14 protein-coding genes and 5 tRNA genes are annotated in these 18016 nt (G+C 39.6%); all 19 read right to left on the reverse strand.

Features of this window, described 5'->3' with window-relative positions:
- Positions 1 to 196: 196 nt before the first annotated feature.
- Entirely contained in the window at positions 197 to 892 is a 696-nt protein-coding gene (rplA, locus tag A3Q33_RS07215; RefSeq protein ID WP_081151021.1) for a 50S ribosomal protein L1, read from the reverse strand.
- A 3-nt stretch (positions 893 to 895) separates the two neighbouring features.
- On the reverse strand, positions 896 to 1324 hold the full coding sequence (gene rplK, locus A3Q33_RS07220) for a 50S ribosomal protein L11 (protein ID WP_081182378.1): 429 nt from the start codon (positions 1322 to 1324) through the stop codon (positions 896 to 898).
- Between the two features lie 637 nt (positions 1325 to 1961).
- Entirely contained in the window at positions 1962 to 2540 is a 579-nt protein-coding gene (gene nusG, locus A3Q33_RS07225; protein ID WP_081151019.1) for a transcription termination/antitermination protein NusG, read from the reverse strand.
- A 9-nt stretch (positions 2541 to 2549) separates the two neighbouring features.
- The gene (gene secE / locus A3Q33_RS07230; RefSeq protein WP_081151017.1) at positions 2550 to 2933 is read right to left on the reverse strand and encodes a preprotein translocase subunit SecE; all 384 of its coding nucleotides are present in this window, start codon (positions 2931 to 2933) and stop codon (positions 2550 to 2552) included.
- 108 nt (positions 2934 to 3041) lie between these two features.
- A tRNA-Trp gene (locus A3Q33_RS07235) sits at positions 3042 to 3118 on the reverse strand.
- A 246-nt stretch (positions 3119 to 3364) separates the two neighbouring features.
- A complete protein-coding gene (locus A3Q33_RS07240; RefSeq protein ID WP_081179367.1) occupies positions 3365 to 5080 on the reverse strand; it encodes a potassium/proton antiporter in 1716 nt (571 codons plus the stop codon).
- 928 nt (positions 5081 to 6008) lie between these two features.
- Positions 6009 to 7193, reverse strand: coding sequence for an elongation factor Tu (gene tuf / locus A3Q33_RS07245; protein ID WP_081179368.1), 1185 nt, complete (start codon positions 7191 to 7193; stop codon positions 6009 to 6011).
- Positions 7194 to 7275: 82 nt separating this feature from the next.
- A tRNA-Thr gene (locus A3Q33_RS07250) sits at positions 7276 to 7351 on the reverse strand.
- Positions 7352 to 7367: 16 nt separating this feature from the next.
- Positions 7368 to 7442, reverse strand: a tRNA-Gly gene (locus A3Q33_RS07255).
- A gap of 27 nt (positions 7443 to 7469) precedes the next feature.
- Positions 7470 to 7554 (reverse strand) — tRNA-Tyr (locus A3Q33_RS07260).
- Between the two features lie 35 nt (positions 7555 to 7589).
- Positions 7590 to 7665 (reverse strand) — tRNA-Thr (locus A3Q33_RS07265).
- Positions 7666 to 7799: 134 nt separating this feature from the next.
- Positions 7800 to 8534, reverse strand: coding sequence for a type III pantothenate kinase (locus A3Q33_RS07270; protein ID WP_081179369.1), 735 nt, complete (start codon positions 8532 to 8534; stop codon positions 7800 to 7802).
- The gene (birA, locus tag A3Q33_RS07275; RefSeq protein ID WP_196798065.1) at positions 8531 to 9505 is read right to left on the reverse strand and encodes a bifunctional biotin--[acetyl-CoA-carboxylase] ligase/biotin operon repressor BirA; all 975 of its coding nucleotides are present in this window, start codon (positions 9503 to 9505) and stop codon (positions 8531 to 8533) included. Before birA ends, A3Q33_RS07270 begins: the two co-directional genes overlap by 4 nt.
- A complete protein-coding gene (murB, locus tag A3Q33_RS07280; RefSeq protein WP_081179371.1) occupies positions 9505 to 10536 on the reverse strand; it encodes a UDP-N-acetylmuramate dehydrogenase in 1032 nt (343 codons plus the stop codon). The genes birA and murB overlap by 1 nt, the downstream gene beginning before the upstream one ends.
- A gap of 70 nt (positions 10537 to 10606) precedes the next feature.
- A complete protein-coding gene (locus tag A3Q33_RS07285) occupies positions 10607 to 12766 on the reverse strand; it encodes a GumC family protein (RefSeq protein WP_081179372.1) in 2160 nt (719 codons plus the stop codon).
- Entirely contained in the window at positions 12763 to 13272 is a 510-nt protein-coding gene (locus A3Q33_RS07290; RefSeq protein WP_231295800.1) for a polysaccharide biosynthesis/export family protein, read from the reverse strand. Before A3Q33_RS07290 ends, A3Q33_RS07285 begins: the two co-directional genes overlap by 4 nt.
- 36 nt (positions 13273 to 13308) lie before the next feature.
- Positions 13309 to 14472 carry an outer membrane beta-barrel protein gene (locus A3Q33_RS07295; protein ID WP_081179373.1) on the reverse strand — a complete coding sequence of 388 codons (1164 nt, stop codon included), beginning with the start codon at positions 14470 to 14472 and terminating at the stop codon, positions 13309 to 13311.
- A 218-nt stretch (positions 14473 to 14690) separates the two neighbouring features.
- Positions 14691 to 15998, reverse strand: coding sequence for an amino-acid N-acetyltransferase (argA, locus tag A3Q33_RS07300; RefSeq protein ID WP_081179374.1), 1308 nt, complete (start codon positions 15996 to 15998; stop codon positions 14691 to 14693).
- A 51-nt stretch (positions 15999 to 16049) separates the two neighbouring features.
- Entirely contained in the window at positions 16050 to 18011 is a 1962-nt protein-coding gene (gene argH / locus A3Q33_RS07305) for an argininosuccinate lyase (protein ID WP_081179375.1), read from the reverse strand.
- Positions 18012 to 18016 lie beyond the last annotated feature (5 nt).

Consider the following 18016-nt stretch of genomic DNA (forward strand, 5'->3'; position numbering starts at 1 on the left):
ACTGGGTAATCACCATCTACGTAGGAAATATTAAGCTTTCAACGAAGAATCGTATCAGCTCCTACGGTCTTTGACGGGGTTGTCTATAGCAAATAAATGCTAATAGTTAGACAACACCTACCAAAATTTAAGGGGCGAAATTATAGTCTACAATTTCGCCCTTGTAAAGTGTCGATTTTCGACACCCTACAGAAAACTATACTGTCAAGCTAGCTTGGTTAACGGCAACGCCGGCACCCATAGTAGTTGAAACAGAAATTTTCTTAATGTACTGGCCTTTAGCATTAGCTGGTTTTGCTTTTTTAAGCGCTTCCAATAATGACTCAAGGTTTTCCTGCAATTTAGCATCGTCGAAATCAGCCTTACCAATAGTAGTATGGATGATACCGTTTTTGTCATTGCGGTAGCGAATTTGACCCGCTTTAGCGTTATTTACAGCAGTAACAACGTCAGGTGTAACTGTACCAACTTTCGGGTTAGGCATTAGACCACGTGGACCTAAAATCTGACCTAGTTGACCAACAACACGCATAGCGTCTGGTGTAGCGATTACAACGTCAAAATCCATTTTACCGGCTTTAACTTGCTCTGCTAAGTCTTCCATACCTACGATGTCTGCACCGGCTTCTTTCGCTTTATCAGCGTTAGCGCCTTGTGTAAATACAGCAACACGTACATCACGACCAGTACCGTTTGGTAACACAGTAGCGCCACGAACGTTTTGATCAGATTTACGAGCATCTATGCCAAGGTTTACTGCAACATCTACGCTTTCGCGGAATTTAGCAGTAGCTAGCTCTTTAAGTAAAGCGATAGCTTCAGCGATGTCATATTCTTTTAATACGTCTACTTTTTCACGGATAAGACGAGTGCGTTTTGATAATTTAGTCATTGATTAGTCCTCTACCACTAAACCCATTGAACGAGCAGAACCCGCAATGGTACGCACTGCAGCTTCCATAGAACCAGCAGTAAGATCAGCTTCTTTAGTCTTAACAATTTCTTCAAGTTGTGCTGTAGTAACAGTACCAACTTTATCAGTGTTAGGACGACCAGAACCACTCTTAACACCAGCAGCTTTAAGAAGTAAGTAAGCAGCAGGTGGAGTTTTGGTTTCAAACGTGAAAGAACGATCAGCATATACAGTAATAACTACTGGAACTGGAGCGCCTTTTTCCAAAGAATCTGTTTTTGCGTTAAACGCTTTACAGAATTCCATGATGTTCACACCGTGTTGACCTAGTGCAGGACCAACTGGTGGTGACGGATTTGCTGCACCAGCAGCAACTTGTAGCTTGATTAAAGCTGTGACTTTTTTAGCCATGGTTTTAATACCTTTAGTATGGGTTCTAACGCTGATCATTAAAATCAGCTCCCCGTTAACAAAAAATCGATTTTCTCTTCATCAGATAAAATCGGCAGCGGATTATATATTATTCAAAGGTCGTTGTGCAAGATTAGATTTATATTTGTATAAAAAAACATCGCGAAGCGTTAGTACTGCACCTAAATAAGGAAAATTTCTGGGCTTTATGTAAAATTAAAAGTCACTTAATAAAATTATTTACAGGGAGAAAGGAAGGAGGACTAAATAAGAAGTGAAAAATAAAATCTATACAAAGCTCAAATCTTTCCTCATTCTTTCCTTCCTGTTAATTATTAATCAGAGTCTAGAGATGGACAAATGTCATTCTAAAAATTGCACATAACTCGTGCGCTTTTCATTGATTTCACATTCACATAAAAAAACTATTCACAGGGAGAAATGAAGGAGGACTAAATGAGAAGTGAAAAGCAAAATCTATAACCGATAAGAGCCTTAAATCTTTCCTCATGCTTTCCTCCCTGTAAAATATTAATCAAAGTATCTACAGAGAACAAAGAACAAATATAGGAAGTACTAGACATAAAAAAGCCAGAGTAAAAACTCTGGCTCTTTAGGATTTAGTAAGTACTTGATACTAGCCTTTTTCGACTTGACCAAATTCCAAATCAACAGGTGTTGAACGACCAAAAATAAGCACCGATACTTTAATACGGTTTTTCTCGTAGTCCAGCTCTTCAACAACACCGTTAAAGTCAGCAAATGGACCGTCAATAACACGTACCACTTCGCCTGGCTCAAATAATGTTTTAGGTTTAGGCTTATCTGTATCTTCTAGACGCTGTAAAATTCTATCAGCTTCTTTTTGTGTAATAGCAGCCGGTCTTTCTTTAGTACCACCAATAAAGCCTAATACTCGTGGCACACTTTTAACTAAATGCCACGACTCATCGTCTAATTCCATATGAACTAATACATAGCCTGGGAAAAATTTACGAGCGCTTTTGCGCTTTTGCCCAGCACGCATTTCAATAACTTCTTCAGTTGGCACTAAAATTTCGCCAAACTTTTCTTCTAAGCCATGAATGCCAATATGCTCTAGTAATGTTTTTTGTACACGACCTTCGTAACCAGAGAACGCTTGTACTACATACCAACGTAATTTAGGATTATTGTTTTTTTCAGGCGTATCTGTAATTGTAATTTCTTCAGTCATGACGGTACCTTAACCTACTTTTAATCCAGTAATTAATCCAACTACCCAGAAAAGAACTGAATCTAAACCCCAAAGCAATAAAGACATAATTAATGTTGCCACTAATACTATACCCGTTGTTTGCACTGCTTCTTGACGTGTTGGCCAAACCACTTTACGTACTTCTGTACGAGATTCTTTAGCGAATGCTACAGCAGTACGACCTTTAACTGTTTGCATAGCAACAAGACCTGCAATAACAATAGCAGCAACTACAGCTAAAGCGCGAACAAGAATTGACTGTTCAGCAAAAATGTAATTACCGACAACTGCGCCAGCTAAAAGTAAAACAATTACGCCCCACTTTAAAAAATCAAATGAACCACTTGGTTCAGTTTCAGTACTTGCATTCATATCTACTACCTGTAATTACGTGTCTAAGCTAAGACAAAGCACCTCGATAAAATCGAGGTTAAAATCTAAAGCCCCTATTATTTAACTAATAAGCACTTTACTAAAAAATGGCAGGGGTAGAGAGATTCGAACTCCCAACCGTCGGTTTTGGAGACCGCTGTTCTACCAATTGGAACTATACCCCTTCAATTTGTACTTACACTTACCGAGTGATTCTTAGTTGTTTGGGAATTAAGAGTGACTCTAGAAGTGAGGCGCTATTATACTTAGTCAATCATTTTACTCAAGGGAAATTTACAAGATAATCTTTAGTGGTCATAGGGCATGAACTCTATGCTGATAAAATTTTAGCTAATGACACTAAAAAATAACAATATTCACAGCCCATTATATGTTTAAGCACATTAGCAGACAAACATAAAAATTTAGTTTTATTTTCCAGCTGTCACTAAAATACCGACAGTAATAATCCGCTCCTCTACCATTTCTCGAACATATAATTTAACATTATTAAGTTCCGCAACGGCATTAATAGCGGGTGCAATAATAAGATGAGATTTTATCACCTGTTCAAGAGTCTCTTCTGCACCACCTGTAATATCAATATTATAAGAATGTGCTATATCGATGATATGGGTATTACCTTTAACCATTAACTCTTGCGCAGGTAACTCATTTTTTTCACCATCTACTTCCCCTGAAAAAACACAGTCGACAAATGCTCTAGTAATAGGTTTAAGCACGATAAACAACTGATCTTCCGCCTGTAAAAGAGTCGAACCACGCGGTGCGATAATGTTATTATCACGGGAAATCATCGCCATAACTGCACTCTCAGGTAATGCCAACTGAGATATACGATAACCAACGGCCCGCGATGTGCTGCCTAAAGTATATTCAACAATATCGGCATCGACATCGCCCAGCGCGGTTATTTCTAATGTCGCTGCTGGCGTCACTGGTGGAGGTAAGGTTAACTTTAACTTTCTTGCCATCCAAGCCAAGCTAGAACCTTGTAAAGTCGCCGAAATTAATACCACAAAAAACACGACATTGAAAATAAGTGCCGCACCCGGCAAACCGAATATAAGCGGAAAGATGGCCAGAATAATGGGCACAGATCCTCGTAACCCTACCCAAGAGACCAAGGTAATTTCACGGAGGTTAAAACCAAATATCGCTAAAATTGGTACAACAGCAAGTGGTCTGGCGATGAAGATCAAAACAAAGGCAATGATTAGTCCCTCAAGCCAAACATCAAGTAAAGATGTGGGCGTGATCAATAAGCCCAACACAACGAACATGGTTATTTGGCTTAACCACGCTAAGCCATCGTGGAATAAAAAAGTACTTCGTTGAAAAACAAATCTGCTGTTGCCAATAACGACGCCTGTAATAAAAACAGCTAAAAAACCACTACCGCCTATATTTGCAGTAATACCAAAAGAGAGTAAGCCACAAGCTGCTACTAATACTGGATATAGCCCTGCCGCCACTAACTGAATTCGATTGATAAGTCGTAATGATAGCCAGCCTACGGCTAAACCAACAACTGCGCCTAAGCCCATTTGTGATAAAAACATCACCAACAAACCTGAGCCAGGCTTCATCTCGTTAACTAAAACTTCTAACAAACCTACCGTTAGAAATATTGCCATAGGATCGTTTGAAGCACTCTCTATTTCTAGGGTAGCTTTTAATTTTCCATTTAAATGAATGCCGGCATTACGCAATAAGGAGAAAACGGCAGCAGCATCCGTCGACCCAACAATGGCACCTAAGAGCATGCCTTGTAGCAAAGGGATTTCTAAAATATATGCTGCAGCGTAACCTGTTACTGCACCAGTAATAAGTACCCCTAAGGTAGCGAGGGCTGATGCAGGCTTCCAGACTAATTTAATTGCTTTTAAGGGGGTTTGTAGGCCGCCGTCAAATAAAATCAAGGCTAATGCGAGTGTTCCCAAAGAGTGTGCTGCTTTAGCATTATCGAAAAGAATACCGCCAGGACCATCTTCGCCCGCCAACATCCCGACGATTAAAAATAGCACGAGCACAGGTAAGCCTAAACGGGCTGATAATTTACTCGAAATGATACCCAGTAAAATAAGCACTGCGGCCAACAATATTACTTGATCAATAAAAAACATATATCACTCCATTGAGAATGCAGAGGGGAAGCCAGCATGATAACGAGATAGTCCTTTATGTTATCTAAGTATCAAAATACTTTAATTGAGTAAAGTAATAAATATGGATTAGCATTTGACTATGGTAATAATTAAATATGAGTAACTGACTATCTGTTTTTGAAGATCAAAGTAGATACTATCACTCTATTTTATCAAACTATGATACTTAATAATGTTTCATTTTGTTTGTTTAATATCAAATTTTTATATATTAAACGTTATACCAATTGAAATAAATAATCGATCATTTTAAGGCGGTTTGAATCGTCAATAACTGCGTTGTTTTCAATCACACACGCCCGCTATTACTCGACAATTGCTCCTGCATTGTTCTACTTACGGGCATCCATGCCCTAATCAATCAAACGCCTTGCCTGCAGGGATGCAGGTACTTATGTTTAGTCTGGAACAATAAACATGTATTCTTGAACAATTTATCCTCGCTTAAAATTGGTCAATAACTTATTACATTTGGTATTAGTCTAGAAGGTGCGCCATGCTGTCGACGCCGTAAAATTTGATGCTGATTATCTTTTAGAAAATACCATCAGTATTTTTAATACGATCAGGCAGAAAACTGTTAGACAGTCGTCTAAAAAATACGCATCACCTTTTTTAAGGGTGTTTCTACTATTTTCTATCAGCGATACATTCATTAATGTAAGAGCATATACAACACCAGCATCTACCCCGCCACACTAATCGCTTAAAAACAAAAAAGACGCCGAAGCGTCTTTTTTAAGGTTTGGTGTCTAAAAATTATTAAGCAATACTTCTCTAAGGTAAGAGCAGATACAACACCAGCACCCGAGCCAAGTTTATTAATCTCTTAATAACAAAAAAGACGCCGAAGCGTCTTTTTTAAGGGTGTTTCTAATATCTGCTATTAAGCGATGATTTTAGATACAACACCAGCACCAACAGTACGACCACCTTCACGGATAGCGAAGCGTAAACCTTCGTCCATCGCTACTGGGTTGATAAGCTCTACAACAAACTTTAAGTTGTCGCCTGGCATTACCATTTCAACACCTTCAGGAAGCTCTACAGCACCTGTGATATCTGTTGTACGGAAGTAAAACTGTGGACGGTATCCTTTGAAGAATGGCGTATGACGACCACCTTCATCTTTACTTAACACGTATACTTCAGATTCGAATTTAGTGTGAGGTAAAATTGAACCAGGTTGACATAAAACTTGACCACGTTCTACGTCTTCACGCTTAAGACCACGTAAAAGAACACCACAGTTCTCGCCAGCACGACCTTCGTCAAGAAGCTTACGGAACATTTCAACACCTGTACAAGTCGATGTTTGTGTATCACGGATACCAACAACTTCTACTGAATCGCCAACTTTAACGATACCACGTTCAACACGACCTGTTACAACCGTTCCACGACCTGAAATTGAGAATACATCTTCGATAGGCATGATGAATGCACCGTCGATTGCACGCTCTGGCTCTGGAATGTATGTATCTAATTGGTCAGCAAGTTCAATGATTTTAGCTTCCCATTTCTCGTCGCCTTGAAGAGCGCCAAGTGCTGAACCTTGAATTACCGGTAAATCATCACCTGGGAAGTCATATTCAGAAAGAAGTTCACGAACTTCCATTTCTACTAATTCAAGTAATTCGTCGTCATCTACAACATCACATTTGTTCATGAATACGATGATGTAAGGAACGCCAACTTGACGTGATAACAAGATGTGCTCACGTGTTTGTGGCATAGGACCATCTGTAGCAGCAACTACTAAGATAGCACCATCCATTTGTGCAGCACCCGTGATCATGTTTTTGATGTAATCAGCATGGCCAGGACAATCTACGTGGGCGTAGTGACGAACTTCTGTATCGTACTCGATGTGAGAAGTATTAATAGTAATACCACGCTCACGCTCTTCAGGAGCATTATCGATTTGTGCGAAGTCTTTAACTTCACCACCGTGTACTTTAGTTAATACCGCAGAGATAGCGGCTGTTAGTGTTGTTTTACCGTGATCGACGTGACCAATAGTACCAACGTTAACGTGCGGTTTATTACGTTCAAATTTTGCTTTAGCCATCTTAAAATACCTCTGGGTACATTAAATAAATTAATTTATTGTGTAAAACATTGATTAATCTATAGAAGGTCTAAAGAAGAAGTGGTGCTGATAGGCAGATTCGAACTGCCGACCTCACCCTTACCAAGGGTGCGCTCTACCAACTGAGCCATATCAGCATTTCTCTATAAAGACTGGAGCGGGTGGCGGGAATCGAACCCGCTTCATCAGCTTGGAAGGCTGAGGTAATAGCCAGTATACGACACCCGCTAATCTATCAGATTATCTCTGTTAAAATGGTGGAGGGAGGTGGATTCGAACCACCGAAGGCTGAGCCGTCAGATTTACAGTCTGATCCCTTTGGCCACTCGGGAACCCCTCCAAATTTTATTTTTCACATTACAAGTAATGTATTAATGGTGCCGACTGCCGGAGTCGAACTGGCGACCTACTGATTACAAGTCAGTTGCTCTACCAACTGAGCTAAGTCGGCACTACATTAAGTGATGCGAATTCTAGAGTAATGTTTTCTAGCTTGCAACAGCAAAATGCAAAAAAAAGCATGTTTTTATGCGTTTGATGGTTTTTTAAACACAATCGTAATTATTTTGCTGTGCGCACTCGTGCTTAACTGACTTGAAAACAACTTAAACCGTGAAATACTAGCTTAGGCTCTAGCTGGCAAGTATCAGTCATTAAATTTGCAATTGCTTGCCCATTACCACCTGTGATCAACACTTTGTCTAGTATCAACTGGCTATTTGCTTGAATAATGGCTTCTTTTATTGCGCCTATAGTCATCGCCCAACTACCATGATTTAAACAATTTGAGCTGTTCATACCAAATGACAGACTAGCGCTAGTTTTGGGCGTAGCAATAATTTTACTCGTCCGCGTTAATAAACTATCAAAAAGAGTTTGCACACCGGGCATTATCCAGCCGCCACAATGCTGACCGTTTGCATCCAAAACATCAACCGTTGTTGCAGTACCGGCATCAATAATGAGTAGGTTTTGTTGTGGGTATATTTGCTTCGCCCCTATCATAGCCAACCAACGATCAACGCCTAGCCGCTCAGGCTGTAGATAGGAGGATGTTACACCAAATGCTTTTGCCGTACTGTGTACTTGCACAAAGGCAATGTTATTAAGGGCTGCCCACTTTTCTATCGAATCGTGTACTGCGTTTCCATGAACGTTGGCAAGGATAACGGCGCTGACTTCTGAAAATTTTCCTTGTGACAATTGCGCTTGGAATGATTGATAATCAAGGTAGACAATATCAGAGAGTGTTGAAGTATCCTCTGTCGCTTGAAAGACATATTTTACTTGAGTATTACCAACATCAACTAACAGTCTCATAATCCAGTCCTTAAACTAACTTCACCACCATATACGGGGCTAACTTGACCATTAACCTCTAACATTAATGCACCTTGGGCGTTTATACCACGACAGATACCGCGGGTAATTTTTTCACCGGTAATTAAAGCAACAGGTTTATTGAAGTAGAAGTCGTGTGCTTGCCACTGAGCAATCATAGTATTGATACCCGTTTCACTATGTGTTTTTAAGCGCTTTAATAATGCTGCAATTATGCTAGCCGCTAAAATATTGCGATCTATATCGACCCCAATAGCACTCGATAAATCTATCCAAGGTTGGTCGACTAGCGCCGCACTTTTTTCTGGCATTTTAATATTTAAGCCAATGCCAATAACACAATGGCAAGGCTCCATTGCCTGACCTTCGAGATCAATTAAAATACCCGCAAGCTTTACACCGTTGAAGTAGATATCATTTGGCCATTTCAATTCAACATCTACATCATACAAGGCTTTTATCGCATCACTAACCGCCAATGCGGCCACAACACTTAAGCCCATAGCTGCTGACATGCCTTGTTCTAAATACCAATACATTGATAAATAAATATGTGAACCAAAAGGTGAAATCCATTGCCGCCCTCTTCGCCCTCGTCCAGCACTTTGATATTCGGCAATACATACCTGCCCTGGAGTATTTTGGTTTGGTAAACGACGCATTAAATAGCTATTGGTTGAATCTATTAAGCTATGCACTTCAACTTTTGCATGGGTATTTTGTTCAGTTAATAGCTCGACGATACGCGTTTCATTTAGCAGCTCAATAGGATTAGCTATTCGATAACCTTTTCCCGTTACACTAAAAATATCAAAGCCAATTTCTTGCAAGGCACTAATATGTTTTGAAATAGCCGCTCGACTAACGCCCAGTTCTTCGCCTAAAGCTTGGCCTGATAAAAACTCACCTTTAACCAGTTTCTTAATCAACTGCTCACGAATTGCTTTCATTATTTACACCCTGTGCTGGCATGACTTAACTCACCATCTACGCCGATAAACCTAACTTCTGGCACTAATTGAATGTTAAATTTAGCCTTAACTTTTTTCTGAATATGGACCGACAAAGCCACAATACTTTCACCTTGCTTACTTTCATAGTTAATGACCACTAAGGCTTGGTTTTCATGTACACCAACACCGTCACGACGAAAGCCTTTAAGGCCTGCTTGCTCTATCAACCAGCCTGCAGCCAATTTAACATCACCATTATCTTGTAGATAATGAGGCATATGAGCATATTGTTGATGCAACTCGTTAAAAACATCTTTACTGACGATGGGGTTTTTAAAAAAACTACCGGCATTTGGGTGCTGTTTAGGCTCAGGTAATTTGGCTTGGCGAAGTTGTATAACTTTTGCCATTATGGCTTGAGGTGTCACTGGAGAGACAAGTTCATTCAACCCTTGATAGCTATCGACTGCTTGCCAAGCTTTAGGAAGTAAGAAGTGCACGTGCGTAATAATACCAGTACCATTTAATGCTTGTTTAAAAATACTGTCGCGATAACCGAATTGACACTCAGCATTGGTAAAATCAACCTGTTTTTTCTTAGCAAAATCAAACCAAGTAACACTGGTAATAAAGTTACTCACCTCAATGCCATATGCACCAATATTTTGTACCGGAGCCGCACCAACACTACCAGGGATCAAAGCCAAATTTTCTAAACCGTAAATACCACTATTAATACAAAACAAGACAAATTCATGCCAGTTTTGTGCGCAAGCCACTTTCACTTGAAAGTTATCATCGCTTTCAATGACTTCAATCCCCATAAGGTTGGGTTTGATAATCGTGGGCGCATTATCATGACAAAATAAGGTGTTGGTTCCTTCGCCGAGAATATAAGACGTTGAAGCTTTTTCAATGGATATTTCAGCTAGCTCTTTTATAGTCGATGGAAAAATAATTTCAGCCGTAACAACTGGTAAATTAAAACTATTGAACGCTTGTAGGGAGAAGTTGGTACGTATTTTCATAACAGTGACTATTGAAGATTTGCGCTATTATACGCAAAAACAGCCGGGGCATAAACTGGTTTGAGTTAAGTTAACCGCGCTTTCTCGCAGCAAGCTTAATAATGTTATTACGGTCGTTATAGTATTTATTATGATATTTGTCGGTGTCTATGTTTTCACTGTGGTTAATCACCACGCCCTCTATGGGTGCGTTAACTTGTTTCAGCATTCTTAAGCCTGACGAAATCTGCTCCCGCTTAGTTTTATTACCGTGCACAATGTAGATGACGCTATCAACTAACTTCGAAATAATAACCGCGTCACTAACAGCATGGACAGGTGGTGTTTCAATAATAATACGGTCATAAAAGTTACCAAAAACCTTTATCAGCATATTAAAGCGCTTCATGGAAAGGAAAGCTAACGGATTAGCAGGTGTAACACCTGAGGTCAAAATATCTAATTTGACATTTTTATCGCGGATAATACACTCATTAATTTGATGAGTTTTAGCTAATAAATTAGAAAGACCAGGGCGATGCTCATTCAAGTTCATATTCTTAGCGATTGTTGGATGACGCATATCGGCTTCAATGAGCAACACTTTTTCCATTTCACTGAACGACCGCGCAAGGTGCAGCGCAACCGTTGACTTCCCTTCATTGGGTACGGAAGACGTTATGGCAATGATTTTAGGTGCCGTTTTTTCACTGTTAAATAGTAAAGCTGTTCTTAACGTTCTTATCGCTTCAGTAAAGCGGTTATCCGTGCTGTAGGTATCTTCTTGTCGTTCACGTGAGCTGGCTTTAATTTTTGGTAATACGGCAAGGATTTGTGCCTCATTAAAATTATCTAATTTACGACGAGAGTTTAATGTATCCATTAATAGCTCACGCATGATAATAATGAGAGAGGTCAAGGCAATCGAAAGGACGAAAGTGAAGGCAATGATCAATATTTTATTAGGCGCAATTTGGCTTTTAGGAATTGTCGCCTTATCAATAAAGCGTACATAAAAATTAGAATTATAATTACCCATAGCATCAGCTTCTTTCAAGCGCACTAAATAATTATTATAAAGCTCCTTGTTGGTGTCAACTTCACGAGTCAGCTGGGAGAATTTATTTTGTAAACGGCTTAAACGCAGATAGTCTTTTTTGGCAATTTCCAAGCGTTGTTTAGTTCCGTTAACCCTTTCAACTGCACTAAAGTACTCTTTTTCAATTGATGTAACAATATCGTAAACTTGTTGGGTAATACGCTTTTGTAGCGAGATTAATTCAGCATTAACCGCAATTTTTTTCGGATGTTTAGGGCCGTACCGTTGCGACAACTCAAACATTTTACGTTCAATTTTTTCTTCTTCTCGGCGCAATTGCATTAACGTAGCATGGCTACTAATTTCATGTAGATCACTTAACTTTTCAATATCACCTGCGTACTTTTGTATATCTTGATATGAAATCGCAAGATCATCAGCTAATTTAGCCGCCTTCAATGTTTCAGATGTTAACTCGGTTAGTTGAGACCCAACCAAACCAACCACACCGTGAATATCAACAATTCCTTCAGCTTCTCGATATGTTTGCAAAGACAGCTCAGAAATTTGTAATTTTTTCCCCAGCTCTTCAAGTTGATCAACCAACCACTGAGAGGTCGTTTCTTTTGAAGCACTATGAATTTCATCTTGATATTGCAAGTAAGTAATACCTACCTGATTCGCTATTTTTTGAGATAGTTGAGCGGAAAAAGACACATAAGATATTTTTACCAACTCGGTCCCCGCAATAGGAACGATAGTTAATTTTTTCTGAAACTGGCTAACAACATCACTAATTGACGGATTTGACTGGCCCTGACCCACTTGGGCAAGAATAGCTAATTTATCGTTATATTTTCCACTATTGAATTCTTCATGATGAACCAGATTCAGCTGAAATATTACGCGTTCAGCAAATTTGCGTGAGCGTAATAACTCAAATTGTGTTTGGATTTGCTCTTTCGTAGCATTTGATTCATTAAAGGCGTCATTAATAGACAACGTGTTAGCTGGCTTATTAGTACCAATTTGTAAAATTGCTGTGGCACTGTATGAAGGTTTAAGTAAGGTAAGATAAATGGCAGCTAAGAAAGTCACCACTAAGGTAAAGCATAAAATTTTCCATCGACGCGACCAAAGCGGCGTTAAAATTTCTTTTAAGGCAACGTCTTCATTAATGGAAATAAAATTTTTATCTTCTAGTGTCTTCAAAAAAAGCTTTGCTCAATTTCTATGATATCGTCTGGTAAAATCGCACTGGAAACATTAGCGTCAAATACCGCTTTTTTACCATCCACTAATCTAGTGATGTTCCAAGACGACTTCGATGCTCTCGCTGCTAACCCGCCGGCGATTGCTATGGCTTTATCTAGTGTTAAATCTTCCTGAAAGGGGTAACCGCCGGGGCGTTTTACTTGTCCATGAATAAAAAAAGGTCTGTACATTACAATAGAAACGGTTACTTGTGGGTCAATTAAATAATCACCGCGTAGCCCGTTTGCTATTTTATTCTCTAAAATTTTTGGCGATAAGCCCGCTACTTCAATATCAGATAAAAATGGAAATGAAATAACGCCCGACTTATCAACTTTAATCTTCGTGGTTAAGTCGTCTTCACCATAGACCGTGATCTGAATCTGATCTCCAGCACCTAACCTATAATCATCTCCTGTTGCTTGATCGAGAAAAAACAACAAGCAGAACATCAAAAATCGCATATTTTTATTCCATTTTTCAACAGCTAAATCAAAGCACTAAATTCTAATCTTTATATTTAAAGCCAATCTATTGTGTAAATAATCAATATTATCGGCTTTGGCTTCCAATGACTTATAGTGATAACTCAATTGTAAACTTACTCTTTCACTGTGCTGAAAATCTAAGCTCAAGGTTGAAAATATATAATCCTCAGTTTCAGTCGTTTCAGGACTAATAAATTTTTCATTATTAAGGCCAACCGTAACTAAAGCATGCCAATTTCCGGTGAAGGCATGTTTAATATCTATTTGATGGCTTTGAGATAAACGGTAACGACTCAGTAATCGGTAACTTTCATCAAAGTGACGATTTGACCTAATATGCACTTCGCTAAAATCTGAAGGACGCCAGATATAATCAAAGCGCCACTTAAAAGCATGGTCAGCGTTTAATCGCTTATCTTCAAATTTCAGTTGTTGGTAACCCACCAATAAATTAAGCTCACTTATCACCGTGGTATACCATTTAACGCCAACTAAGCCGGCAAGGCTATCTCTGTTGATAATGGGATCATTCGGGTACTGGGTCTTTTTGTAGTCAACGTCAAAGGCAAGAAAGGTTTTACCGGATAACAGATAATCAAAGCTCGATTTAATATTAAGTATCTCAGTATCTAACCGCTTGGTATCTGTGCGGCGAGTGGTAAATGCACTTTCACTATAGGTAACGTCAAAATTTAATTTACCTTGCGACTCCAGCGTGCCGTATTCGTAGCCAATACCCGCACCTTGATTTTCTTTTACGTCACCCTTTGAGAGATCTTCAGCCTGACCTAGTGATAAGCCCGTACCTCTATAGGTGTAACTATTCAACCAAAGTGCTGAAATATGAAGACGTTGATTTTGGCTAAGCTTGAATTGATATTTTGGCGAGATGCTAAAGTCGCTATGATCATCGTCGGAAAACTTATCAAAAAAGTGCGAGGCAATGCTTGCGTCAAAATCGAATGCTGATTGTTGGCTTTTTGAGGAAAAAGCTAAATCGGAAGACAGGGTAAAGTAAGCCGTAGTTTGTTCTTGACTAGATTGATATAAAAAATTATCTATATAGCCAGCTTCAGACGCTACATTGAGCGCAACATTATTGTCTGATTCTGCCAATACTGTACTACTAAATGCACAATAACTTGCGCACACAGCCACAAGCCGTGAAAATTTCATATCTAAAAATTGCCTATTTTTATTATTATACGGACAATTAAACTCATCCGATTGACATTTTAGCCGTTTATGCTATCCAGTATGCACAAAAACTAATTCTATTGAAATCATTTTGTTATTGTAAATAATACCAAGTTGATTAAATCGGCAGATCGATATTTTAAAACCAAAAAAGCAACCGTTGCGGTTGCTTTTCATTTAAACACTGTCAAAACTGATTAAATACTTTTGGTAAATGCTTTCGATTTACGCTGAATATTATACATTTTTTGTTTACCTTCTGGCAGCTTATCAATGGCTTGCTCAACATAGCCTTGTTCAATAAACCAATGTGCACTCACCGTAGTTAAAACAAAAATAGACGCAAGACTTTGTATTTTAGCTTCCTGCTCGAGTGCTTGAATCAGCCGAAGTCCACGGTTACCACCACGATAGTCAGGGTGAATAACTAAGCAGGCTATTTCACCTGTTCTAGCCTCAGGATATGGATAAAGTGCGGCACAAGCGATAATAACATCTTCTTTTTTAATCACGGTAAAGCGATCAATTTCAATTTCTAGCAACTCACGAGAACGTTTAACCAGCACGCCTTCCTCTTCTAGTGGCGCAATTAACTCTAAGATACCGCCAACATCATCAATACTGGCAGCGGATAATTGCTCCTGATGATCTTTGGCTATCAAGGTTCCTGCACCATCACGAGTAAAAAGCTCTTGTAACAGCGCACTATCACTAGCGTAACTAACGCTATGACAACGTTCAACACCTTGCTTTCCACACTGTATAATTGCTTTTAACAACAGCTGTTTTACATGGTCTTCTTGTTCAATAAGCAATTGGCTAACCGTTGCAACACCACAACTGCGAATCAAGGCGCCCTCTTTATCAAGTAGCCCTGCTTGTTCCGTCAAGGTGATCAGCTTGTCCGCCTTTAACGCTATTGCTGTTTGTGCTGCTACATCTTCTAAAGCTAAATTAAACACCTCACCAGTAGATGAATAGCCGATCGGTGACAATAACACGATAGAGCCAAAATTCAGCTGAGTATTAATACCTTCAGCGTCAATTCTCCGCACTAATCCGGTATGTTTAAAATCAATACCATCGCGCACACCTATCGGCTTAGCAATCACAAAATTACCTGTACTGACCCGTATTTGCGCGCCATGCATAGGTGAATTAACCAAGCCCATGGTTAAAAGCGCTTCAATATGAATACGTAATGAACCGGTGGCGTCTTTTACCGCCAACAAAGTTTCTGCATCAGTAACACGAACATTACCTTCAATTTGTTGCGGTAATGCTTGAGCAGCTAAGCGTTCTTCGATTTGCACACGTGCACCATGCACCAAAACCAACTTAACACCTAGGCTTCTTAACAAAGCAATATCGTGAATGATATTAGCAAAATTAGGATGCTGCACGGCCTCGCCACCAAACATTAAAACAAAGGTTTTACCACGGTGCGCGTTAATGTAAGGCGCAGCATTTCTAAACCATTTAACATTATCTTCATTACTATTCATGACATTTAATCACTACTATCTATCACTAAATTCAATATTGACGTAAAAAAGCTAAACTTCTTCGGCGCAACGATTAACAATATATTCCATTGCTACTTCATCATCAGGGTCTTTATGCGGACTTTGCTCACTGTCTTCAATGATATTGTCGGCCAAAGAATTTTTATCAATTAAGTTAAAACCTAGTTGTTCAAAGTAGTTTGGAATATAAGTCAGTACAATAATTTTCTGTAGTTGAATTTGATGAGCAAATTCTAACAAATATTGCACTAATGCTTGGCCTTGGCCTTGGCTATGTGCGCTTTTATCAATCACAACTGAACGTATTTCAGCGAGTCCCGTTTGATAGATATAAAGTGATGCACAACCCACCACAGCACCGTCAACTTCTGCAACAACAAAATTTTGTACGTCATGAATAATATTATCGCGACTACGCGGCAGTATTTCGCCACGTTCAGCCCAGTAATCAACTAACGTTGAGATACTGTCAATGTCTGACATTCTTGCTCTGCGAACCGACATAGCAGCCGCACGTTGCGCATTTAAACGTTGTTTAACTTGTTTTAAGGTTAAGTTAATTTGTGTTTTACTTGGCGCGCCTAAAACTTGCGTATTCAAAGTGTCTTGATTGTCAGATAAAAGATTACCTGACTGCACTTCTGCTAAGGCTTTTTCAACTTGCTGACGCGAAGTGCCACCGAGTGCGCCACGTTTATCTAAACAAGACTCTATGGATAAATGTTGATAAACATCTTGCTCGATTCTGTCACTAAATTTTTGTAATTCCGCTATGGTGAAGTCTTCCAATGCGTGGCCAGCGTCGATAGCAGCCAGCACAACTTCACCGACAATATGATGCGCTTCACGAAACGGAATATCTTTACTGACAAGGTAGTCAGCAAGCTCAGTCGAGTTAGCATACCCTTGTTGAGCCGCCGCTAAAGTGCGGGCACGATTTACTGTTAAGCCTTCAGCAACGAGCACCGCCATTTGCATACATTCTTGCCAGGTATCAAGGGCGTCAAATAAGCCTTCTTTGTCTTCTTGCATATCTTTGTTGTAGGCAAGCGGTAAGGCTTTCATTGTCATCATCATACCGGTTAGAGAGCCCATTACTCGGCCCGCTTTTCCACGCAGTAATTCACAAGCATCAGGGTTTTTCTTTTGCGGCATTAATGACGAACCTGAGCTGACTAAATCGCTCATTTCAACAAAACCGGCTTCACCTGAATTGTAGAACACCAAGTCTTCAGCAAAACGCGACAAATGCATCATGCTGATACTGGCGGTCGATAATAATTCAATGACATGATCACGGTCTGAAACTGCATCTAAGCTGTTCAGTGTTGCACTGCGAAAACCAAGATTATGAGCTAGTAGCTCACGATCAATAGGATACGCCGTACCTGCCAATGCGCCTGAGCCCAATGGTGAAGTGTCAGCACGATATAAAGCGTCTTTTAAACGACCAATATCACGGTTAAACATTTCAACATAAGCCAAACACCAGTGACCAAAGGTAATAGGTTGAGCACGTTGCAAATGGGTATAACCTGGCAGCACGGTATTACGTTCACGCTCAGCAAGGTCTAACATTGCTTGTTGTAAATTTACCAAAGCGTAAAGTAAGTCACTACCGGTTTCTTTGCACCACAGTTTTAAGTCGGTAGCAACTTGGTCATTACGGCTGCGACCGGTGTGTAACTTCTTACCTAAATCACCGGTTTTTTCGATGAGGTTAATTTCTACCCAACTGTGAATATCTTCAGCATCCGACAATAAAATTTGCTTCGGATTTTCTTCAACTGACGCCTTTAATTCTAATAATGCCGCTTTTAATTCTTGAAATTCTGCTTGGCTTAGCACATCAACTGTAGTTAATGCTTCAGCCCAAGCAATTGATCCAACAATGTCTTGCACTGCCATACGATAATCAACAGGTAAAGAGTCATTAAACTTTTTAAACTGTACACTCGCTTGCTCTTTAAACCGTCCGCCCCATAATGCCATGGCTA

Origin of the sequence: Colwellia sp. PAMC 21821 (assembly GCF_002077175.1) — a bacterium.
GTDB lineage: Bacteria > Pseudomonadota > Gammaproteobacteria > Enterobacterales > Alteromonadaceae > Cognaticolwellia.